The sequence below is a fragment of the Paenibacillus sp. FSL R7-0312 genome (assembly GCF_038004445.1).
GTDB lineage: Bacteria > Bacillota > Bacilli > Paenibacillales > Paenibacillaceae > Paenibacillus_AQ.
The window spans coordinates 3321526-3344508 of the sequence record NZ_JBBORE010000001.1; the positions used below are offsets into that span (position 1 = coordinate 3321526).

At 45.5% G+C, this 22983-nt stretch carries 16 protein-coding genes and 1 tRNA gene; 14 read left to right on the forward strand and 3 right to left on the reverse strand.

Going from position 1 to position 22983, the window contains the following annotated elements:
* Positions 1-379: 379 nt before the first annotated feature.
* The 4 genes from MKX70_RS14530 to MKX70_RS14550 all read left to right on the forward strand — a co-directional run bounded on the left by MKX70_RS14530 (position 380) and on the right by MKX70_RS14550 (position 6942).
* Positions 380-1177, forward strand: a complete 798-nt coding sequence (locus MKX70_RS14530; RefSeq protein ID WP_340840223.1) for a hypothetical protein — start codon at positions 380-382, stop codon at positions 1175-1177.
* A 157-nt stretch (positions 1178-1334) separates the two neighbouring features.
* A tRNA-Lys gene (locus tag MKX70_RS14535) sits at positions 1335-1408 on the forward strand.
* Between the two features lie 1423 nt (positions 1409-2831).
* The gene (locus MKX70_RS14545; protein ID WP_197072971.1) at positions 2832-6044 is read left to right on the forward strand and encodes a reverse transcriptase domain-containing protein; all 3213 of its coding nucleotides are present in this window, start codon (positions 2832-2834) and stop codon (positions 6042-6044) included.
* 4 nt (positions 6045-6048) lie between these two features.
* The gene (locus tag MKX70_RS14550) at positions 6049-6942 is read left to right on the forward strand and encodes a hypothetical protein (protein ID WP_042238448.1); all 894 of its coding nucleotides are present in this window, start codon (positions 6049-6051) and stop codon (positions 6940-6942) included.
* Positions 6943-7404: 462 nt separating this feature from the next.
* On the opposite strand, the gene MKX70_RS14555 is transcribed toward MKX70_RS14550, so the two are convergent.
* Positions 7405-8442, reverse strand: coding sequence for a LacI family DNA-binding transcriptional regulator (locus MKX70_RS14555; RefSeq protein WP_042238447.1), 1038 nt, complete (start codon positions 8440-8442; stop codon positions 7405-7407).
* A gap of 466 nt (positions 8443-8908) precedes the next feature.
* Between MKX70_RS14555 and MKX70_RS14560 the strand changes: the two genes are divergently transcribed.
* The 3 genes from MKX70_RS14560 (at position 8909) to MKX70_RS14570 (ending at position 12539) form a co-directional block, all read left to right on the forward strand.
* Entirely contained in the window at positions 8909-10459 is a 1551-nt protein-coding gene (locus MKX70_RS14560) for a glycoside hydrolase family 32 protein (RefSeq protein ID WP_340840224.1), read from the forward strand.
* Complete coding sequence (locus MKX70_RS14565; RefSeq protein WP_340840225.1) at positions 10440-11345, forward strand: ROK family protein; 906 nt, start codon at positions 10440-10442, stop codon at positions 11343-11345. The genes MKX70_RS14560 and MKX70_RS14565 overlap by 20 nt, the downstream gene beginning before the upstream one ends.
* A gap of 348 nt (positions 11346-11693) precedes the next feature.
* The gene (locus MKX70_RS14570) at positions 11694-12539 is read left to right on the forward strand and encodes a glycoside hydrolase family 130 protein (protein ID WP_340840226.1); all 846 of its coding nucleotides are present in this window, start codon (positions 11694-11696) and stop codon (positions 12537-12539) included.
* 382 nt (positions 12540-12921) lie between these two features.
* Here the strand turns inward: MKX70_RS14570 and MKX70_RS14575 are convergent, their stop codons facing one another.
* Positions 12922-14178 carry an MFS transporter gene (locus MKX70_RS14575; protein ID WP_042238442.1) on the reverse strand — a complete coding sequence of 419 codons (1257 nt, stop codon included), beginning with the start codon at positions 14176-14178 and terminating at the stop codon, positions 12922-12924.
* 229 nt (positions 14179-14407) lie between these two features.
* On the opposite strand from MKX70_RS14575, the gene MKX70_RS14580 reads away from it, so the two are divergent.
* Entirely contained in the window at positions 14408-14947 is a 540-nt protein-coding gene (locus tag MKX70_RS14580; RefSeq protein WP_042238440.1) for a PadR family transcriptional regulator, read from the forward strand.
* 63 nt (positions 14948-15010) lie between these two features.
* On the opposite strand, the gene MKX70_RS14585 is transcribed toward MKX70_RS14580, so the two are convergent.
* Positions 15011-15793 (reverse strand): AraC family transcriptional regulator, encoded by a 783-nt coding sequence (locus MKX70_RS14585; protein WP_042238439.1) that lies wholly within the window; start codon positions 15791-15793, stop codon positions 15011-15013.
* A gap of 188 nt (positions 15794-15981) precedes the next feature.
* Between MKX70_RS14585 and MKX70_RS14590 the strand changes: the two genes are divergently transcribed.
* From MKX70_RS14590 to MKX70_RS14615, 6 genes are all read left to right on the forward strand, one after another.
* Positions 15982-16995, forward strand: coding sequence for a glycoside hydrolase family 5 protein (locus MKX70_RS14590; RefSeq protein ID WP_340840227.1), 1014 nt, complete (start codon positions 15982-15984; stop codon positions 16993-16995).
* A 48-nt stretch (positions 16996-17043) separates the two neighbouring features.
* Complete coding sequence (locus MKX70_RS14595; protein WP_340840228.1) at positions 17044-18987, forward strand: alpha-L-arabinofuranosidase C-terminal domain-containing protein; 1944 nt, start codon at positions 17044-17046, stop codon at positions 18985-18987.
* A gap of 181 nt (positions 18988-19168) precedes the next feature.
* On the forward strand, positions 19169-19741 hold the full coding sequence (locus MKX70_RS14600; protein WP_042238437.1) for a TetR/AcrR family transcriptional regulator: 573 nt from the start codon (positions 19169-19171) through the stop codon (positions 19739-19741).
* 22 nt (positions 19742-19763) lie between these two features.
* Positions 19764-20375, forward strand: a complete 612-nt coding sequence (locus MKX70_RS14605; protein WP_042238435.1) for a GNAT family N-acetyltransferase — start codon at positions 19764-19766, stop codon at positions 20373-20375.
* Positions 20376-20711: 336 nt separating this feature from the next.
* Positions 20712-21905: an ROK family transcriptional regulator gene (locus tag MKX70_RS14610; RefSeq protein ID WP_042238434.1), complete on the forward strand. Its 1194-nt coding sequence runs from the start codon at positions 20712-20714 to the stop codon at positions 21903-21905.
* 27 nt (positions 21906-21932) lie between these two features.
* The gene (locus MKX70_RS14615) at positions 21933-22916 is read left to right on the forward strand and encodes an ROK family protein (RefSeq protein ID WP_340840229.1); all 984 of its coding nucleotides are present in this window, start codon (positions 21933-21935) and stop codon (positions 22914-22916) included.
* Positions 22917-22983: the final 67 nt, after the last annotated feature.

Consider the following 22983-nt stretch of genomic DNA (forward strand, 5'->3'; position numbering starts at 1 on the left):
TTCAACCAAGGTGAGACGCGGCGGGACAAAGAGTTCTTCTGACCGCCGTTAAAGTCCGATTCCTTCTATTTTATGGGGTCTATGGTTGGAATCGGTCTTTAAAGCAAACACTGAAGTTTCTTCAGAATCTCTCTGCCCCTTCACTAAGCTCTGTTTTCTGTCAAATAATGAATATTAGGTTGAGCCCTATTTTTACATGGTTGTTTGCTGAAATTTGTTTTATGGTAATATGAAATTAATTCTGGAAGCATCTTTTTTTTGCTTAAGCCTAACCAGTACTTTGCAGCTCGTATGTATCACACCGAGAGACATAATGTGTTCAGCTTATTTACTATTAAATCGAAGCTACCTCACATTTAATAGAAAAGGTTGGTGTAATATGAGTCAAGAAAATATTTTATCTGTTACTATTCCACCTTTGATTCCATCTGAACTAATGGAGGAATATAGGGATTTTATTAATCCTGCATTAAGAGAAGTAGTTCAAGCTACTTGTTTGCGTCGATATTTAGAGGGCGCTATTGATTTACTTCTGAAAGATAGACTTTTAAGTTTGGCTGACATCTCAGAGAGCGAATGGAGAAAGAGTGACCTTGATGACAAAATTGTTTTGGTTAAGGAACATATTGATAAAGATCTAGCTAATAAGTATTTTAAAATTAAAAATATTGGAAACAAAGGCGCTCATTATACTGCTAAAAGAATTACTCCTAATGAAATTAGTAACGCCGTTCATCATGCGGTAACCATATTTGAAGATTTGCTTGTCGTCTATTTTAAGAAACATAGAATAGGTACTGAAGGCCCAGTACTTACAATACTCAGTTCACTACCTCCAATAAAACGTGTCTACATTCTTGAAAAGATTTGGAAGCAAGATAGGAGCAATGTATGGATTATTGATAAATTGTCTATGGCCTATTTAAAAAGCGGAGACTTTCAAAAAAGCATGAATTTCCTAGAGTCTGTAAAGGACAAAATAGATGAGGCTTGTTATGAAGATTTTGTGTGGAAATTAGAGAATTTACAGAAAAATTTACATATACTTGACATTTCAGGAAATGTTGATGACGCAGCAAGAATATTTAACATACTGATTAAAGATGAGTACTTCACTAAATATCCAGAGTTCACTAATTTATTTTGTGTATTAGTTTCAGGGTACAACTATAAGTAAGTGTTGCTAAAAGGTATGGCTTGTTTTCATACTATAGTCTTTCTTGTTCTAAGAGCATAGCCATATGCTTTATGGGTGTGTAAATGACCATCCGTGGGAGAGCGCATCGCTGAGGTCAGGGGTTCGATCCCCCTAGGCTCCACCAAATTTCATATTATGGACTCTTAGCTCAGTTGGTAGGACAGTAGACTTTTAATCTATTTGTCCAGGGTTCGAGCCCCTGAGAGTCATCCTAAAAAACGGCAGAAATGCCGGGTTTTTTCTGTTTATGAATTTGCAATGAGAGGGCGGAGCGTAGGAGAAATAGCAAACTTAGAAGTCAAAGGCTATCTGAATTATTAACGTAGCTGCTAATGTAATCACATATTTTGTAAGGCATTACTGAAGCTGAACAGAGTCTGTCAGACTGGCGTTGAAGATTTTTCTGCACCCAATTCCGATCCGTATCGTGTATTTGGCTTAATCACTAGGAGTGTGGGGAATTTAAATTCCTGAATTGTCCTGTATTGCTCTGACTTGCTCAATATGAACACTACGGACTGTACAGGTACAGCGCTTATTTTAGGTATTTGGCTCATTTAGCAATGCATGCGGACTGTAGAGCTCTTATTGGTTCTTCACCAGGTATAATCGGGGTGGAATTGAGCAAATAGTTGCATAGGGTCCGTTCCAAACTTATCTGACTCATCATCAACAGTGAGTATACAGTTAATTCACCTGATTTACTGTATGCTTTATCCACTGTATATTTTGCTATATTCTAAGCTGTTATGTTTGGTTAAGATTTGCCCTCCTACGATATTCAATAAATGTTGATTAACAAACTCATGCAAAATACGTCTGGCGTGTTATATCGGTAGCGGCCCAAAGAAATTAAACCTAAACCTTTTCCAGAAATCACCTTCGTCTTGAGTTATCCTCTATGTTACTTTTCAACCTCGTACTACTGCTCAAACCGCGGCATCGTCCAAACTCTGTCTCATCAAAAAGATAATCAAGTCTAGTCTTAGAAACTTATACTAAAATCTGTAGTAAAATCTGTAGTTAACTAAATATAAGTAGATATTGATAGGCCCTCAGGATCACTAGAGGGCTTTTTATCATACCAAGAATACCCATTATTATGATATAGTAGAGAGGATAATGCATGATTTTAGAAGTTATAGAAGAATGATCAAATATATTGTCAATAAGTTTTAGGTACATAGTCCTCTAGGGTTCGGTGGCTCGATATATATTAAGCATGGTGTAAGTGGTAATAGCTAGAACTTATTATGCAGAACCGGTAGAGATTTCGAGTGATTAATGGAGCTATATTACATAGATCAAGGATATATCTTACAACGAGTCGGCGGTTCCGGCGATCACGAAGTCGATTTAACCCTGAAAAGGTAAATAGGGGTATAAAATAGCTGTGCAGTATAAGCGCTGGAAGTAGGATGTTGGAAATGACATTGTACTAAGATTTTAGGCAGGTAAGCAGGTGCATGGTTGTTATGATACTTGGATTGTTACAACGAGTAATTTTACGAAGGCGGCGAAAGAGGCTGCGGATAGACTAAATATTAAGTTGATTAATGGGTTGTCGTTGGTTGATAGGTTAAAGAGATGGAGAAGCGAATATCACAAATATGAACCAATGGAGAGGCACAATTTGAGCGAAATATTATTTTCTCCTAATGAAATACCACTGCACTATTATTATTTTGGTTGGAAAAAGGCTAAGAGTTTTGTTAAGCAGCAAGGTTTTTACGATCCAATCGAAATTAAAGAGTTTGAGCTTGAGTTGGAGATGAATCTTCTAAGTATTAAGGATGAACTTAGTTCTTTTTCCTACAGCATGACACCTCCGATTATTTATGGTTTTCCTAAGGGAGCTAAGGGTGACGATCTTAAGTTGCGCCCTATGTCAAAAATTTCTTTTCGTGACCAAGTGGCGTGGGCCACGGTTGTTTTAACGTTAGGTGAATGGTTTGATACTAACGAATATTCATTAAATTCAGATGAGAATAATTCAAATATTAATAATTTGCAATGGATGGTTAATTGGAGTTGTAATAATCGGTTGCGACGGAAATATTATCCTCTTGTTGACAATGGTTCCAACACCTTTCAAAGACTTATGATTAATTACACGCATAATGATTTATATGAGAGTTTCCAAAGAAGTCTTCGTTTACAACGGAAAAAGCAAGAAGACTATTTTAAACATGTGCTTGATGTCTTTCCGATTGCATATTATGGACAAGCTGATATTACAAAGTTTTATCCTAGTTTAAAAATGAGGGTAGTTGAGAAAGTTCTAAAAGTTCGATTAACTGAATTATGTAAGTATGGCGTGATAACACTCGATACAAAGAAAAATTGGTTTAAAGTTCTGAAGCGAATCTGTCATATTCAATCTGATCTTACTTATCTAGAAGATGATGAGATTAAGGGTATAGGGTTAGATATGAGTAATAAAGATTCTATATGTGATACATTACCAACAGGGCTGGTCGCCGCTGGATTCCTCGCAAACTGTGTATTAACTGAGATTTTAGATCATCCAATGGAAGAGTTTATGAATGAACAGACTGAAAAAGGTCATGTTACTTATTTAACTCGTTATACTGACGATATCATGATTATATCTTCTGATGAAACAGTTATTCGTGAAGTTATAGACAAAATTCAAGAGCTAATTCAACCTATCGACTTAAAAATTTCTGAAGACAAAACAAAACCAAGGTTGAAGGGCGATCTAATAAAAAGAATAAAAGAAAGTGTAGAAGGTATATCCAATAAGCAAGCCAATGAACTGATAAATAGCATTTTTCAGGATGAGATTTATTGTCCTAGAGTGGGCCGTTTTGATACCTTGCCGAGTTCTACAGCATTGATTGACAAGCTATCGCAATTAGGTGACCAACAAGTTAGAGCTATGAGAGGAGAAGAACTTGAAGGATATTTGTCTGAGCTAATGGACTTAGTTAACACTGAGTTTGCTGATGCGGAAATTAGGGGTGATACAAAGTCATCGTTTGCAGCTTGGAAAATTCGAAAAGTGGCAAAAGATACACAATACCGAGAGTTGGACGCTAATGAAAATGTAACGCAAACCTTAAGAAGATCTTTCATGAAGTTTCCGTACAAAATATCATTACTCAATTGTTATGTACTTCATTTGATGGAGATACCCTTTGTCAAAACTACTGAGGCGCTAATTATTGAAATGTTCAAATCAGCAAAAAAAACTAATGATATAACTCAGCCAGGTTTTTATGGTGCATACATCCGCACACGAATTTTATTTGCTATTGCTGAAAATTGGAATAATGTTTCAGAAGAGAACCGTAACCGGATGAGAGATATTATATTTGAACAAGTATCAGGATGGTATCAAACAAATATTCCAACATGGCACGAACAATATGCTGTCTATTGGCTATTTGCAAACACTAAAATAGTTACTGATTTAAAATTGGTTACAAAAAGCTCAATGAAAAGTGTTAGACGTGCCCATAGTCTGTTTAGAATTATGAATAAAAAAGCCGGACATGGTAAGGATGCTGTGTTAATTGCCACTATGAGTGAGATATGGAGACGTAATCGTCCAAGAGGAATAAGAGTGGGAGAGTATCTAGACGAAGAAAGCTGGATCGGATGGGTCTGGGAGAGGCTGGACTCGACTAATACTCAGGCTTGGGATTGGAAACAAAAAAGGCATGGACGTGTCTGGATTGAAATTGCTGGTGGACGTGAAGGGAAAATTACAACTTACGGTTATCACAAATTAATTGAAATGGCTGAACAATACTTATACACTTTCTATCAGGATAATCATCTACTAAAAGAGAGTTCAATTGACGTTATACCTATTTATAACGGAGTTATGGAAATACTTAATCAAGCAATCACTTTATTAGCCAGTCAATCGGATGTCTTAACAGCCAATCGTTTATCAAGTGCCTTGGGAAAAGTATCAACAGAACATCGTGTTAGAAAATACTTAAATTCACGTATTGAAAATATTAACAAAATAAAAAAGGCTTTTTCATTAGATAGAGAAACTCATGATGATATTCCTTCATCTGCAGTGGACCTAGATGTGGAGGATATCCCGCTTCAGGATTGGTTGGAAATCATTAATATTCTCCCGCAATGGTTAGAAGTAAAAGATATACCTCCAGTGTTGTTACCACTAACCGAAGGAGAAATCACCTCTTTGTTAATCTCTATTGGTGGAGTGTTATCTATTGAATTAGAAGAACGTAACAGTGAACAGAATGAGTTGCTGGTGTCTATCTTTAATATTCAGAATCCTCTGATTTCTAAAGTGAGTTTAAACCGTATTGCATTTAATATAAATGACTGGAAAAATTGGAGAGCAGATAAAAATTTATGTAAATTTAAATTTTCTGAAGATTTCGTGATTTTTTCAGAGTATTACTTAAGTGCATGGGCATACACAGAAGTATCTTTTGCAAAGAATGACGAGTATTTACTTTGCTATTCTTTTTCTATGTTATTACTGAGACTTATATCAAACAGACACTTCAAGTCCTGGTCTGCTGGTATAAGCCAACTGAAGGGGTGGAAAAGAATTTCAGATATTATTGCTCAAGCGGAATTCCCTTCTACCGAACTGGCTGAAATAATCGCAGGGTCTTTGAACTATCAGAAGTCATTTTATAAAAACACTTTTTTGGAACTCGGAGAAGAACTCCCTTTACTCCCCCTTGAAAAAGAGCCAATAGAAAAATTTTCAGACTATCTTACGCGTTTAAAAATACATCTTTCTATTTTAGAAAATAGATTTTTTATTGGTGATACAGGATTACGTGAAATTCGCTTCATTGATATTGATAAGTTGACAAGGGAGTAAGTTGATGGAGAATGAATTATTAAAAGAGATAATTGTCACTATTGGACAGTCCATACACGAACACCATATACTTTATTATCTTGATCATAATGATGGATTCAAATTTTCAGAACCACATTTACAGTTGGACTCACTTGATTCTATACTAAAAGTATCAGAACAGGACGGCGCTCATTTTGTGATGCTACCTGAACTCTTTCTTCCCCGTAGGTTCTTATTTAGCCATATTAAAGAAAGGGCCGTACGATATGGTAGTATTATTATGGGCGGATTAGAATATAGAGCAGAGCCTTATCCATCTCCAACAGGGAAAATCCGCTTGCACAATGAGGCTTTTGTTGTTATACCTGATAATCTCTACCAAAAAAGAAAAATTAAAAATGGGAATGCGACCGTAATTACTATTCCCAAATTACATCCTGCTCCAGACGAAAAAAATCTTCTATCGGGACATGGTTTTGAATTTATCAACGGTAATCGAATATATCAGTTCAATAGTAGTAAATTAGGGAATTTTGCAGTGCTCATATGTTTTGACTTTCTTAATCTCCCAGTTCAAGCTATTTTACAAAGTCAGATTCAAACACTTTTCGTATTAACATATAATACAGACGTTGCAGGGTTTATATCGATAGCTGATACTATGCAACGAATGTTGTTATGTAATGTAGTAATTTGTAATACAGGATATTATGGTGGATCTGTGGCTTTCACTCCGCTGCGAGATCGCAATAAACGGCAGGTGTTTCAAATAAACGGCAATCACATTCAGGCTGCAGTATCTGTACATTTGCCTCTGAGTGAAGTTGAAAAGGTTCAAGAAACTGGTGTTACTAAACAAGGAGATAATAAGTATTTTCATAGACCTCCTGATTTTGGAAGGTTGGCTTCTAAATAGTCTCTATTTAAGATTTTTCGGGCAGTGCCCCTGACCACCACGCCAGAGCGCATCGCTGGCAGCGATGATGTCAATTGTCATATAAAGGGCAGAAATACAAAGTTTCTACCCTTCATATTGCTAACATTTTTGCTAACATAAATCTGTCCGACATATCTTGGACTTAGAAGATGAGGAACACAAAAAAGTGCCTTTAACCCGCATGGATAAAGGATTTTTATTCGAGAGTTCTATGGTTTTAAGAAATGGTTAAAAAGCCTGTTTCAGGACTTAAAATCCTGCGGTACGTGAGTACCGTACGGGTTCGACCCCCGTCCTCGGCACTACAACAACAAGGGTTTCAGCTCATTAGAGCTGGAACCCTTGTTTGTTTTACAAATCGCCGGAATTAGAAAGAATATGTCCCGACACGTTTAATACTCCTCTTCTGCCAACGCGTAGTCCACGGCATTCTTCTACTGTCTACTCCTCATGACCCGTCGATTGACGGAAAACCGGCATCGTCTTAACATGCGTAACCAGTGGAGGTCTACCGGGATTTTCGATTTTGGAAAGAAGCATCTCGGCCGCAAGAAAGCCCATTTCGGATCGGTGGATATGAACGGTGGTCAAGTGGGGTTCCACGATTCGCGACTCGGGGGAATTATCGAATCCGCAGACCCTAACCTCACCAGGAATTTGAATATTTAGGTCCTTTAAGATACGAATGACATTAATAGCGATGTAGTCATTGGCGCATACGAACGCGGGTGGAAGGTTAGTCATGCTTGCTAGTCGCTGCTTAAGCCACTTATAGTCAGCGATATGCCGGTCGTCTTCGAGAATGCAGAAGGATTCATCAAGATCAATCCGGGCGGCATACATGGCTTTGGTGAACCCGTCCCAACGCTCGTTGAAGCTCATGCAATGGCGGGAATCGCCGATAAACCCGATCTCCGTAATTCCTTCATCAATGAGCTTCTTCGTTAGACTGAAAGTACTGTGAATGTTCTCCATCAGCAGTAGATCTGCCTTCATCTCAGAAAATGTCAGTTCTGCTGAAGCGTCAATGAATAATGTCGGGATCCCGAATGACGTAATAAACTCCGAGTAGCTCTTGTCGAACAATTCGATACAGACAATGCCATCTACTTTACTTTTGTCGAAATTCACAGGAAGAGCCGACGAATCGAGTTCATTCTCTCGAACGATATGTATTGACAAATTGAAGCCTTCGGAGCTGATTTTTTGTTCGAGGCCGCTTAGCAGTGATGTGCCAAAATGTGAATTGTTCGGCATATTTGCAGTAAGCAGGGCGATATTACCGGTTTTTTTGGCAGGAGTGCCTTCTTGTTCGAACAAGGCGAACTGCTTGTAATTCATATCGATAGCTTTCCTAACCACTTTGCTGCGTGTCTCATCCGGTATAGAGGGATTATTATTTAATGCTTTGGATACAGTATTCCTAGAAAGTCCAAGCGAATCGGCTATATCTTGAATGGTTACTTTTTCTTTGTTCAAAGATAATGGCTCCTTTAGCAGAAGTAATGCGTTCTCAACCAAAATAATCGTAGTATAAAATAATGTAATTGTCAACTTAATTGTTACAAATGAACAATTAGATAAAAAGTAAAAAGAGAGATTAATAAGGTTTACATTTTGTTCAAAAGTAAACAAATGCACAATAAAAATGGACGGTGTGCATTCACCTCGTTATGGCTTTTTCATAATAAAAAACTAATATTTCGTTGTTTTAAGCATAAAAACCAATGAATTTTACGTTGTTGAAATGAAATGGTGTTTTTGTTGTGTTCATATGTTTACTTTTATAGTCATAAAAAGTCTTGACGAAGGAATCGTGATGTTGTAAATTGAATTTGCTAAGCCGTTGACAGTGACTTATGGAAGCACTTACTTTCGCGAGAGAAGTATCCAAAATCACATTTATGTTTTGCAAATGAGTATTATGGGGAGGAGTGGGAGAAACATGAATTATACAGAGAAGTTCCGTCCGCAGTATCATTATTCGCCACAAAAAAACTGGATGAACGATCCGAACGGAATGGTTTATTACGAGAATGAGTACCACCTCTTTTATCAGCACACTCCGTTCGCAAGCCAACCCGATTTCGGGAGAATGCATTGGGGGCATGCGGTAAGCTCCGATCTGGTCCATTGGGAGGAGCTTGAACCTTCCTTGCCGCCAGGTGAGGACGGTGCGATTTTCTCTGGAAGCGCGGTCGTCGATACACATAACACAAGTGGTTTTTTTGATGAGGATGGGTCAGGGCTTGTGGCAATCTATACGAATAACGACAACAAGGTGCAACCAGGTAAGCCGCAGGTTCAAAGCATCGCCTACAGCAGAGACAAGGGACGGACTTGGACGAAATATGAAGGGAACCCGGTCTTGTTTCCGGAGACGACGCTTGATTTCCGCGATCCGAAGGTATTCTGGCATGAGGATACATCTAGTTGGATTATGACTCTGGCAGTTCAAGACCGTGTGGAATTCTACACCTCTCCAAATTTGAAGGAATGGGCATTTGCTAGTGCATTTGGCGCCGATGTCATCGGAACGCATCGTGGCGTTTATGAATGTCCGGATCTATTCTCGATGAATGTCGATGGTGATCCAAATCAGAAGAAGTGGGTGCTCATTCTAAGTGTGGGCGATTGTAATGGAGTGAACCCGAGTGAGCCTGAACCACCGGCAGGAGGCTCCGGTATGATGTACTTCGTCGGCAGCTTCAATGGTAAGACATTTACACTGGATGAGCCTATTCTTTCGATTCATGATGTGAAATGGATTGATTTCGGGTCTGATTTCTATGCAGCCGTCACCTGGAGCGATATACCGGAAGGAGACGGACGTAAGCTATGGATCGGCTGGATGAACAACTGGCGGTATGCCGGGACGCTTCCGACTGACAAGTGGCGGGGAAATGCATCCATTCCACGAGAGTTGAAGTTGAGAACCTATCGGGAAGGCCTTCGTCTGGTGCAAGAACCGGTTGAAGAATTGAGAAGGATAAGTTCACCGCTTATGGCTCTGGAGGATGTGACCTTGGTTCCGGATACGAATCCGCTGGCCGACATCACCATTAATAAAGCGGAATTGATCGCGGAATTCGAAATTGGAACCGCAACGGAGTTCGGAATGAAGGTTAGAAAGTCTGCAGATGAAGAAACGGTGGTCGGGTACGATACCCTAAAGATGGAGTTGTTTGTCGATCGCACGAAATCAGGCACTACGAATTTCCATCCGGACTTCGCAGCTAAGCACCAGGCACCGCTGCCGCCTGTGAATAACCGTATACGCATGTCCATCTTCATGGATTGGTCTTCAATAGAAGTGTTCGGTGGTGAGGGTACAGCGGTCATCTCGGACATGATTTTCCCCGCTTCCGAAAGCAACGGACTTGAGCTCTACGCGGTAGGCGGAAACGTAAAGCTGGTATCGCTCCAGATCAATGAGCTGGGAAGCATATGGAGAGATGAGGTCAAGGAGGTAGCTCATGCGTATCGGGGCAATTGAAGCAGGCGGAACAAAGTTTGTCTGTGGTGTCGGGAATGAATTAGGGGAGATTGAGGATCGGATTCACTTTCCAACGCGTCGACCTGAAGAGACGATGGAGAATGTCTTCGCCTACTTCCGGGATAAGAGAGTCGATAGTATAGGGATCGGATCGTTTGGTCCGGTCGACCTCGAACCCTCCAGTCCGACTTACGGTTATGTGACGACAACGCCAAAATCTGGCTGGTCCGGATATAATTTCGTGGGTACGCTGAAATCGGTCTTCGATGTTTCAGTCGGTTGGGATACGGACGTTAATGCTGCCGCGCTGGGCGAAGCCAAATGGGGTGCAGCACAAGGATTGAATAGCTGTGTCTACTATACGATCGGGACTGGCGTAGGAGTCGGCGTATATACCGAAGGTAACCTGGTACATGGACTTGTTCATCCAGAGGGTGGACATATCCTCACAAGGCGGCATCCGAACGATGATTTTGGCGGCAATTGTCCCTATCATGGTGATTGTCTGGAAGGAATGGCCGCCGGCCCGGCGCTGGAAGCAAGGTGGAAGGCTAAGGGCGATACACTGCCGGAAGACCACCCGGCATGGGAGATGGAGGCGTTCTACATCGCGCAGGCCATATCGAATGTCATCCTGACGTTATCCCCTAAGAAAGTCATTCTAGGCGGGGGCGTGATGAAGCAAGTCCAGTTATTCCCGATAATCCGAGAGCAGGTAGGCAGCATTCTCAATGGATACGTGAGTGCCAAGCCTATTGTATCGGAGATCGAACATTACATTGTCGCACCTACGCTCGGCGATAATGCCGGCTTGTGTGGGGCCTTAGCACTTGGGATAAGAGCGTTAGGATCACACACAACGGTACAAAAATTATCGGGAGTTTAGAGTCTTTAAAGGCTCAATCCCAAAGTCAGTACATTCGATCAAACCAAGCAATAATTAGAATTCCATTATCAAAGGTCATTTCAAACAACGTGTGCACAGATAGTAGTGCGCACGTTGTTTTCACAGGACAGCATTGTAGGAATCTAGGATTATAACCTCTCAGGAAGTGACGCTTAGGCCTGCAAGGTTTGACAAGGTAGGTCAATGAACGGCTGCTCTGGATGCCGGAGAATGGAACTCCTCTCCAACATGCATTCACACCCAATTGGCGACAAGAGATTATGTAAAGAAGAAATTTGATGTTTTTGATGAAATCTAGGTATGTAATATTGGGATTGGAACTGGAGATTGGGACGACTACCTTGGATATTCAATCCTGTGCTGGATGCGGCCCGCGTGCCGTATTCCGCCGCGCTTGTCTTCAACGCGGGCGTCGCCAAGTTGGGCGGCCGCTACGTCATGGTATTCCGCAACGACTACGGCTCGCTGGAAAAGCAGACCCTCGAGCCGTCTCATACAACGGATCTCAGCATCGCCTTCAGTGATGACGGCATTCACTGGACGGCGGGGCCGAAGCCGGTCTTCAAGCTGCGCGACGAATCCTTTGAAATCTTGAGCTTGTCGACGCCGGACTTGCGCAATATGGTGCTGTTCCCGGAGCGGATTCACGGCAACTATGTCCGGCTGGAACGGCCGTTCACCGTCTACAGCCGAGGAGGAAGGGACCCGTTCGACGCCTGGATCTCGGAGTCGCCGGATCTGATCTATTGGGGCCGTTCCGAGCTGCTGCTGGCGGTGGAGCAGGTGCCGTTTGCCAATGACAAGATCGGCCCTGCCGCACCGCCCGTGAAGACGGACATGGGGTGGCTCACTACGTTCCATGCGGTGGATATCGATCCTGCAAGAGGGAAAAACAGCTGGGAGCCATCTTGGAAGAAGCGTTATACTGCCGGCATTATGCTGCTTGATCTTGACAATCCGAAGAAAATCCTTGGCATGAGCGCATCGCCGCTGCTTGCGCCTGAAGCGCCCTACGAGATGGAAGGGGGCTTCCGCAATGACGTCATTTTCCCCGGCGGTATGGTGCTGGAGGAGGACGGTGAAGTGGAAATCTATTACGGAGCCGCCGACACGGTGGTATGCCTGGCTACCGCCCATGTGGACGATCTAATCAAGCTTTGTTTGGGGGAGTGAGTTCTTTATTCAAAGATCAGCACGTTGCTTGAGATTGATGACTTTCTATTCACATATAAAAAACTAAGACGATTTATTTCAAAAGTAAACTTCATTCAAAAAGGACAAAGCAGCTACCTTTACCAAGGTGCGGTTTTGTCCTTTTTAATAAGGTGAAGTAATCGGATGGTACAGAAATATTCTATCCCTGCTTTTTCCTACGGAGGGCGCTCTGCTCTACACGTTCCAGTACCTGGATCAGCATGCATCCTTCTATGCCGCCGCACTCGCCAACCAAGGGGTTCCTGCGTTCAGAAACCGTCTGCAGGCCGCACTGCTGCGGGGGGTCGACAAACAGATGGATATGAGCGGGATTAACCGGAAGATGAATAAGGGGACGATACTAAAGTGATCTTCGACCCTTCGTTCTAGCTCTGGCGTTGTAACAACCTGATTGGTCATGTTGAACATTGCTGGTTAACCGAGTAGCTTCAGTTCTTCGGACACTTGGAAGCATGATAAACATATAAAGAAGTGCAACACAACCAATAGAGAGATATGAAAGTTTGAGCCCTATGGCATCGGTCAGAATGCTGCTGCTCACGGGCCCTAAAATCATTCCGAACGAATAAGCTGTGTTATAGATGGCAAAGGTGATCCCGTAAGAAGGAAGACCACTTTTCTCCGAAATGTCCGCAAGTGCGGGAAGACAAGGTGCAAGGACCATGCCCATACTGAGGCCTAGTAGGACTAAAGAAGCTGCCTGCATCCACATGGAGTTGGGCAGAGCTGAGAGCGGCAAACTTATCGCAACCACTACAAGTCCAATTAGTACTGCTTTCTTATATCCTATTTTGCTGGATAACTTACCGATCCAAGGGGTGGCGAGCCCGTAAGATAATGTAGGAATAGCGAATAACATTCCGATAAAACCAGGCTCGGCGTTGAATTTCTCTTGCAAATGCAGTGGGAGGGTTGGTTCCAATACACTAGGAATAGCCGCACCAATAATAACAACACCACTAATTAGCAAAAGACTTCGATTTCGAAGTAAGCCGAAAGATGAGAGAAACGCACCGGACTTTTTCTCCGGTAGATCACGTAACAGAAAGATCCTAAGCATTCCGTCGGCTATAGCCAGAGCTGCTGCAAACAGGAAAGGAAGTTTGTAACCGCCTAACTGGTACATCCAACCGCCTATAGTTGGCCCAAGAAGGATTCCAGCGGCCTGTCCTGACAATGCAAGTCCCATGGCTTTGCCGCGTTCTTTGGAAGGGTAAAGATCAGCAAGTATGGCTAATCCCGATGTCCAGGTCACGGCTGCGGCAAGCCCTTGCAAGGTTCTTGCTACTATCAGCATCCAATATTCTTCTGCAAATGCAAACAATAGTGTAGCTGCAGCCAATCCAAGTAATCCCCAAAGCATAGGGGCACGTCGGCCAATTCGGTCCGATAAAGCGCCAAATATAGGTGTTGCTATAAACAATGCGATTGCGTAGCTACCAAAAAGCAATCCGATCTCAGTTTGGGATGCCCCCAGAGAGCTGGCATATTTAGGGAGAATAGGTACCACAAGTCCATAAATCAACATATCCAAAAAAATGGCTATCCCGACAACTAACAGAGCTGCTTTTTGTTTTGACTTGGTAATCGTGTTCATTAGACCCTCCTTGAGTTTTAGTGATTAGGATAATAAATATTTAATACTAAATATTTAGTATGTGCTTTCTGAATGGATTATAACAACTAACTCTTACTGTGTAAAGGGAGATGCAAATTTGTAATGAATTATCTTTACAGATGATAAGTTCAAATGTTGTATTAAACAGTATCAATAAGTATTATAATTTAAATACTATAAATTTACTGTCTGAATGGGAGTGAAGATTATGACAAATGAAATGGTTCTTGGACTATTATTAAAATTTGGTCCGATGTCTGGCTATGAAATTCAACAAAAGATGATATCTGCGAAAACAGATAAATGGGCATACGTGCAACCTGCATCTATTTACCATGCTCTGAGGAAGCTTGACAAAGATGGATTAGTTTGTTTGGAAAGGCTTGAGCAAACGGGGAACCGCTCAAAGGCCATTTATTCGATCACATCTAAGGGGAAATTTGAATTTGACAGGATGTTGATTAGCTCATTTAAGAAAGCTTCCGTTGTTTTTCCAACCGCTTTGTATACAGTTCTTACATTCATGGATGAAGCGCCGAAAGAAGACATCATAGGAGCAGTGGAGGTTCAGCAACAGGCGATCCAAAATATTTATGATGAAATGAAAGCGGGGCAAAAAGAAAAGGAAAAGTATTCCGAAATTTCGAATAATGTGCTATTAATTTTTGAAAATATGTATAAACAGTGCGAAGTACAATTACAATTTTTAGAGAAGATAAAGCAGGACTTACTAAGTGATTTGTTTTAGTCGGCATTGTCCGAATCTCTGGATGCGAAATAATGTAACCAAGCAATGCCCCACGTTGTGGGGTTATTTTTGGTGCGCCCTGTACTGGGTCGGAGTCAACCCCAGCTGTTGCTTGAACTGCCGCATGAAGTGGATCTCGCTTGCGTAGCCGCTCATTTCTGCAATTTTTTTGATAGAGATATCGGTAGCGGTAAGCAGGTATTTCGCATGTTCTATCCGGCTGGCAATGACGTCCGCCATCGGGCTCACCCCGAAGAAGTCCTTATACAAATGCTGAAAACACGATCGGCTCATGGTCAGCTCATGGGATAGTCCTTCAATCGTCCAGTTCAGGAACGGCTGATTATAGATTTTGGTGCGGATTAGGGACATCTTGTTGTAATGTGTATTGCCGACTTCCTTCTGGGCGGAGTGAATTCGGTTGCTGAGCTTGATGAAGAATAATTGCAGATATAATTCCATCGTCTCCTCCTTATGCGGGCTCAAGGAATAAGCCTCATAGCACAAATTGTTAATGATGATCGACAGCTCATTCAAATCGCCAACCGGGATCACCTCATTCTTGGGAATAGCCAGCCTGTCCAGCAGTGCAGCGTCGCCCGGCTTGTCCAGCCGGAAATGGAACCAGTCATTGGTGAACTGCGGCCCGTAAGCCCGGTAGAACTGAGGGGTGTAGTCACTGTACAGAATGAAAGAACCCGGTTCTGTTACCTGGTTCACCCCTGCGAAGGTGAAGATTGCCGGGGTCTTCAGCAGCAGCAGCATGTAGTCTCCGGATCCTTGGGGCCGGTTGATGATGAAATCCGCGTCATGGCTATGGTTGTAGCCGATATTCTGTATATTCATATGAGCCTCCAGTGCAGCAGATAGGTCTATTGTAGAAGCCGGCAGGCCGGCTTGTAAAGAAGGATTGCACAATAAGTTAGTATATACGCACGATGTGTAATTGTACTGCCAGCGGGGTTTATCTATGCTTAATAGAAGCAGCACCGGAAGCAAATGATGAAGGCGGAAGCCGGAAAGGATGATAGGTTATGAATGAATGGATCGGTTATTCAAGAGGGGTTAATCTCGGAGGCTGGCTGTCCCAGTGTCCGTATCAGCAGGCACATTATGACACCTTCATTACGGAAAAGGATATCGAAACGATTGCCTCCTGGGGCCTGGACCATGTCCGGCTGCCGGTGGATTATGAAGTCATTGAAGAGTCCTCGAACGCTGAGGCCTATGCAGGATTCAAGCATATTGACAATTGTATTCGCTGGTGCGCTGCCAACGGGCTGAATCTCATTATTGATTTGCATAAGACGCCCGGGTTCTCCTTCGACAGTGTGGCCGCAAATTCCCTGTTCGACGATCCGGCGCTCCAGCTCCGGTTCCTGAATTTGTGGAAGGCGATCTCTATCCGTTACGCAGCTTATAAGGATACTGTGGCTTTTGAATTGCTGAATGAGATTGTGGAGCAGGACAGCAGCCGCTGGAATGCACTGGCCCGCCGGACGATTACCGAGATTCGCCAGTATGCGCCGGAGACCAAAATCATTGTCGGCGGCATTCAATGGAACAGCGTACATACCCTTAAGCTACTGGATCATCCCTACGATGACAATATCGTATATACCTTCCATTTCTATGAGCCGTTCCTGTTCACTCACCAGCGTGCAGAATGGGTGGAGCAGATGCCAGAGAGCAGCATGGATTATCTGGGTGAACTGGCGGTGTACCGCAGCACTTCGGCCGCCATCGGCGCTTTCGGATCGGGGCTTCAGGGAGACGGCGTCAGCCAGATGGGGCCTGAGTACATCACCAGCCTGATCCAGACGGCCATCGACGTTGCAATGGAGCGTAACGTGTATCTGTACTGCGGGGAATACGGAGTCATTGAACATGCCCCCTCGCCTAGCGTGGTGAACTGGTATAAGGATGTCCATGCTATTTTTGAAGAATATCATATCGGCCGGGCAGCGTGGACCTATAAATCCATGTCCTTCGGCATCTCGGACCGTTACGACAGCAGCATTACGACGGAGATTATCTCTTATTTGTAAATGGCTAATAGAAAGTATAATTACTTTTTTCTAAGCGAGGTCCTATAGATGAGAATTCAAATTACTGATAAACCCGGAATATCTATTCACAAGGGGATGATTGGCCTCTTCTTCGAAGATATCAACTACGGCCTGGACGGCGGGCTGCATGCGGAGATGATCGAGAACCGTTCCTTCGAGTTCATGGAAGCGAAGGGGGACAAGGGGCGCTTCAGCGAGAGCTATGACGGCCTCTATGGCTGGACGGCTTATCCCGCAGAGTCAAGCGGGGCAACGCTGCAGATTCAAACGGAGCATCCCCGGAATGAGGTGAATCCCCATTATCTGGAGTTTACGGCCACCGATCGTCAGAATGCTTGTAACAATAAAGCCTATGATGGAGTCTCTCTGAAGCCGGGGATTCAGTATCAGGTATCCTTCTATGCCAGAGCAGAGGGGTATGCAGGCGGAATTGAAGTTTCGGTTGAGAAAAATAGCACGGTTATGGCACAGGCTGTCATTGCCTCAACGGTAAGAGGGGAATGGACACGCTATACGGCGCAGCTTAGCTGTAGTGAACCTGTGTCTTATGGGGATTTCGTCATCCGGCTGGATACTCCGGGTACGGTATGCTTTGATTTCGTATCCATGATTCCCTCCGATGCGGTGCTGGGCTTATTCCGCCGGGATCTGGTTGAGCTGCTGCAAGAGATGAAGCCCGGCTTCCTGCGGTTTCCGGGAGGGTGTATTATAGAGGGCTATTCGCTGGATAACCGGTACCAATGGAAGCAGAGTGTGGGTGCCGCCGAGCAGCGCAGGAATAATAGCAGCCGCTGGGCGATGCATGGAAACAATGAAGAGAATCACTACACCAGCGAGTATAGCCATTATAATCAGAGCCTGGGGATTGGGTTCTTTGAGTATTTTCTGCTCTGCGAATACTTGGGTGCGCGGCCGATTCCGGTGCTGAACGTCGGGCTGGCCTGCCAGTTCCAGTCTACTGAGCATGTGGGCGTGCATGATGAGGATTTTCAGGAGTATATTCAGGATGCCCTGGATCTGCTGGAATTCGCCAATGGGCCGGTGGATTCGCAGTGGGGCGCTCTCCGCTTGCAGATGGGCCATCCTGCGCCGTTCGGGCTGGAGCTGATTGGGCTAGGCAATGAACAGTGGGAGACGGAGCATGCGGATTTCTTCACCCGGTACGACCTGTTCGAGCAGGCAATTCATGCGCAGTACCCGTCCGTACAGCTCATCGGCTCCGCAGGGCCGGATGTCAACTCGGAACACTACACCCGGGCGTGGGACTATTACCGTAAGCGGGCCAAGGCTAACCCTAATTTCGTCTATGCTGTCGATGAGCATTATTATGTGAAGCCGGAATGGCTGTGCGACAATGTACATTTCTATGATCAGTATCCGAGAGACATCAAGGTGTTCGCCGGGGAATATGCGGGTCACTATGGCAACGGGATGAATGCGCCGCACTTCAACAGCTGGGGAGCGGCGCTGGCAGAGGCCGCATTCCTGACAGGCCTTGAGCGTAACGCCGATATTGTGGTGCTTGCTTCCTATGCACCGTTGTTCGCCAGACTCGGCTACGCCCAGTGGTCGCCTGACATGATCTGGTTCGATGGGGAGAACAGCTATGGCACGCCAAGCTATTATGTGCAGCAGATGTACAGTACACTAATGGGAACGAAGCTACTGCAGACTGTGAATGAGCAGGAAGAGATCCCGTTCACTGTCTCTTACGATGAAGAGGCGCAAGTAATCTACGTGAAACTGGTGAATACCTTGGAGCGCAGTGTAACTGTGGAACTGGAGACCGGGATGCCCTTGACCGGATTCGGTGAGGCGTATGTCATGCAGGGGCAGGAGGAGGATGTGAACTCTATCGGGACTCCCCGCAGCATCGCTCCGCATTCCTATCCGCTGGAGACCGCGGGCTCCATGGTCTATGAGATCGGGCCTAAGTCCTTTCATGTGCTGAAAATGTATTGCAGGGCATAATAGCCCCTGACCTAACCCCCTTGAGGAAGCGTTATGACGCTTCCTCAAGGGGGTTTTTAATGTACATCAACAATTTGACACCAGCTGCCCACCAGTATAAAATAATAATAAATGATAGATAAGTATATCATTGTATTCATAAAGATATCACTTAATCCACCGCAAAGGCAGGTCTATGTTCATGAAACCCAGTGTTAAGGACAATAAACGAAAAGCTATTCTGGACGCAGCAACAGAGCTGCTGGCGTTGAAGCCGACGGCTACGCTACAGGAGATTGCAGATCATGCACAAATCGGGATTGCCACGTTGCATCGTTATTTCTCCACAAGGGAGCTACTGCTGGATGCACTGGCGCTGAATGCCATCGGGCTGGTGGATGAAGCGCTCGAAGGAATCATGAATGATGACAGCGATATGCTCCGCTTCCTGACGGAGGTGTTCGAGGTGCTGATTCCTTTGGGCAGCAAGATGTCTTTTCTAAGTTTCGCGGCATCGGTTGACGAGAATCCTAATATTCTTGCCGAGGAAGCCCGCATCAAGCAACCGCTGCGGGAAGCGGTGGAAGGGTGGCAGACTCGCGGTCTGCTGAATGCCGCGATGCCCGCCCACTGGATGATCACCGTCATGTATAATCTGCTGTTCGTCGCCTGGCAGGAGATCCAGAATGGCAACCTTGCGAAGAATGATGCTCCGCAATTGTTGGTATCCACCGTCATTCAAGGCTTCGGTGCCCCGGGACGAAGCGGGAGCTGAAGCACATTAAGGAGGAAGCTGTATGTCAATGTTAGACGTAGAGATTGTCAACCGCCTGGACGAAGTGCAGAAACGCGAGGTTGCCAGACTGTTTTATCAGGCGTTTGCCTTGAAGTTCAATGCCCTGTGGATTTTTACCCGCAATGAGAAGCAAGTCGTGGAGGTGCTGTGCCGGAGCCTGCGTTATGACAACGGTCTGTATGCGGTACGCGAGGGAAGGGTAATTGGATTCATTGGTCTGGAAAAAGGAGAAGGATTCTTCGCAAAACTGGGTTATGGGGCTCTACGACATTCGTTTGGCTTAGCGGGCGGTGCGTGGCGTTATGCAGCTTACGGTCTATATCGTATGTTTCATGGCGGCGTTCCGAAGGACTCCATTCATATTGATCCGCTTGTCGTCTCCAGTGAGGCAAGAGGGCTGGGAATCGGAACCCGGCTGCTGGAAGCGGCCTTTGCCATAACCCGTCAGGCGAACCGCAGCAAGATGCTGCTGGAGGTCGTTGATACCAATCCGCAAGCCAAGAAGCTCTATGAGCGGCTCGGCTTCCGAACCTTCAAGGTGCAGAATACCCGGCTGTTTACGGCAAAAGCGGGCTTTGCCAAAGTGCTGCATATGGAGAAGCTGCTGGACTAGTGCGCCGCCTTCCCGATCCGCTTGAGGATCGGGAATTTTTGGTTTCTACCGCAAATGATGATAGCAAGCCGGGAGGTTAGGGGCGGAGTTATAGTCGGGTTGTAAGTGCTGTTTATCCACTTGCTTGCCCATTCTCTTCGGAAATGGGAGAATTAAGCTACATATTTCCATTTGCTTAGTACAAGAGGGGCGCGGGTGCTCCTGCACTTCGTGTGGACGAACGAATCCAGGCAGAACAGCAGAATTGGAAGGAAGCCGGGGACTGGATAAATCGTCTAGATTTATGTATATTAAGTTAGTAAACTTAATTAACTATATATAGAACGGAGATGAATCATGAAAATTCAAACTGCAGGGACTCCCAAGGTCATGCGCAATCTGAATGAATTTCTGATTCTGGACCGGATGATCGCCGGTGGACCGCAATCAAGAGCGGATCTTAGCCGGTACACCGGCTTAAGCAAGCCTACTGTATCTTCGGCTATTGCCCATCTGCTCGAACGTGGACTGGTCAGAGAGACTGGCAGAGCCGGGAACGTCCAGGGCCGCAAAGCCATACTGGTTGAATTCAACCCGAAATGCTTCTATATCATAGGAGCTGAGCTGGGGGGGAGCAGACTGCGGATGGCGCTCGCAGATATGAGCGGACAGATCTGCCATTACAAGCAGCTCTCAATGCCGAAGGACTCTTTGACCGAGCAGGCATTTCAGGATTTTCTGGTACAGGGTATCGAAGGGCTTCTTGCAGACTCCGGGCTCTCCTGGGAGAAGATCCAGTCAGCGGCTTTCGGGATTCCTGGCGTTGTGGACCCGGCAGACGGTGGAGTGTCTGATCTTGTTGCACCGCTGCGGGGGATCGAAGCAGCTCTGAGGCTGGCTAATCTGGCGCAGCTCTTCCCTGTGCCTGTCGTGACGGAGAATGATGTCAATCTTGCCGCCCTGGCGGAATATACCTCATCCGGTATGGCAGCAAGCGGTTCTCTTCTGTACTTCTCCATCGGCGAGGGAACCGGAGGCGGGCTCATTATCCATGGGGAGATATACCGGGGCCTGGGCGGCGGTGCAGGAGAATTGGCTAACCTGATGCTGAGCGCAGGCAGACTGGAGGATGTGCTGTCCGCAGACGGATTCCTGAAGTTGGCCGCACGGTTGGTAAGGGAGCATCACGGAGACGCGGAACATGTGCTGACCGCTCCCGGGGTCACGGCGGAGCGGATATTGGATGAAGTACGCAGAGGCCAGTCTCTGGCTCTGATGATCATTGAGACTTATTGCAGTCTGCTTGCAGAGGCGCTTGGCAGTATTTGCACGGTGATGGCTCCCGATACTGTTGTTCTCGGTGGCGGGCTTGGCAGTCACGGGGATGTACTGCTGCACAGGCTGGAAGTCAAGCTGGACGGGCTTCACCGCATGCCGCGGTTGTCTGCTTCCGGCCACGGGGACAAGGATGTTGTCCTTGGAGCCGTTCAAGTCGCAGTCCAGTCCGCGTTCCGGCATATGCGTGATAATAGAAACAACATAAGCTTATAAACTACAGAACTGCTGGAGGGATCCTAAATGAATAGGTGTACGGCTGGAATTGATGTGGGCGGAACCAAAACGCTCCTGTGTCTAACGGATGAGGATGGAACTGTTCTTGAACAGTATAAGCTGGAGACACAGCTTAGCCGGGAGCCGGAGGTGTTCTTCCGCTGGTTATTCGGTGAACTGGAGCAGCTCTGCAGACGCAATGGAACTACGCTCTCCTCCTTGCAGGGAGTGGGCATCGGGTTCCCGGGAGTCATGAATGAGCGTACAGGCACGCTGACCAGCGCACCGGCCTTGAATTGGCCTGCAATGACCGATATCCGTCCGGTTATAGCGGCGCATTATCCGGGACTGGTGGCGCTTGACAATGATGTGAACATGGCTGCAATGGGAGAATATGCTGCCGGATCGGCTACCGGTTCGGAGCATTTCATAATGATCACGGTAGGGACGGGAGTAGGAAGTGCACTGTTCCTGAATGGGCAGCTGTACCGGGGGGCCAGCTTCGCCGCAGGCGAGATCGGCTATCTGATCGTTGAGCCTGGGGTGGTCTCTAACGCTACTGATCCTGAATACAGCGAATTTGGCCCCTTTGAAATGGAGGTATCCGGCACGGGAATTGGGGCTAAGGCTGCTGCCGAGCTGTACAAGAACAGCAGTAACTCGCTAATCCGGGAGCTGGCGCAAGGCGGCAGGATCCGGGCGGAGCATGTATTTGCTGCAGCGCAGCGCAAGGACGAGACGGCAATGAAGCTGCTGGATCAGGCGTATGAGCAGATGGCGGCGGCTGTGAAAAATATAGCCCTCACCCTGGATCTGGAGCTTGTCATTCTGGGCGGCGGAGTCGTGGAGAAGAACCCGGGCTATGTGCAGGAGATTGCGGCAAGAGTTAGCCGTTACACTCCTCAGCAATCCCTAATACTCCGGCAGGCTGTGCTAGGCAACCAGGCGGGAGCGATAGGAGCCGCAGCTGCGGCAAGAAGCAGACTGGCTGCGGGCACAGGAAAGAACTGAGGGTATGAATATGAAACCTGGAACAAGTATAATGAGATTCTCTGTTAGCAGCAGGGAGGGCGAAGTG

Coding starts and splice junctions, on each gene's coding strand:
- MKX70_RS14590 (WP_340840227.1), top strand. CDS start 15,982: ATGAATGAATGGATCGGTTATTCAAGAGGGGTTAATCTCGGAGGCTGG.
- MKX70_RS14550 (WP_042238448.1), top strand. CDS start 6,049: ATGGAGAATGAATTATTAAAAGAGATAATTGTCACTATTGGACAGTCC.
- MKX70_RS14600 (WP_042238437.1), top strand. CDS start 19,169: ATGAAACCCAGTGTTAAGGACAATAAACGAAAAGCTATTCTGGACGCA.
- MKX70_RS14575 (WP_042238442.1), bottom strand. CDS start 14,178: ATGAACACGATTACCAAGTCAAAACAAAAAGCAGCTCTGTTAGTTGTC.
- MKX70_RS14580 (WP_042238440.1), top strand. CDS start 14,408: ATGACAAATGAAATGGTTCTTGGACTATTATTAAAATTTGGTCCGATG.
- MKX70_RS14565 (WP_340840225.1), top strand. CDS start 10,440: ATGCGTATCGGGGCAATTGAAGCAGGCGGAACAAAGTTTGTCTGTGGT.
- MKX70_RS14605 (WP_042238435.1), top strand. CDS start 19,764: ATGTCAATGTTAGACGTAGAGATTGTCAACCGCCTGGACGAAGTGCAG.
- MKX70_RS14530 (WP_340840223.1), top strand. CDS start 380: ATGAGTCAAGAAAATATTTTATCTGTTACTATTCCACCTTTGATTCCA.
- MKX70_RS14610 (WP_042238434.1), top strand. CDS start 20,712: ATGAAAATTCAAACTGCAGGGACTCCCAAGGTCATGCGCAATCTGAAT.
- MKX70_RS14595 (WP_340840228.1), top strand. CDS start 17,044: ATGAGAATTCAAATTACTGATAAACCCGGAATATCTATTCACAAGGGG.
- MKX70_RS14615 (WP_340840229.1), top strand. CDS start 21,933: ATGAATAGGTGTACGGCTGGAATTGATGTGGGCGGAACCAAAACGCTC.
- MKX70_RS14585 (WP_042238439.1), bottom strand. CDS start 15,793: ATGAATATACAGAATATCGGCTACAACCATAGCCATGACGCGGATTTC.
- MKX70_RS14560 (WP_340840224.1), top strand. CDS start 8,909: ATGAATTATACAGAGAAGTTCCGTCCGCAGTATCATTATTCGCCACAA.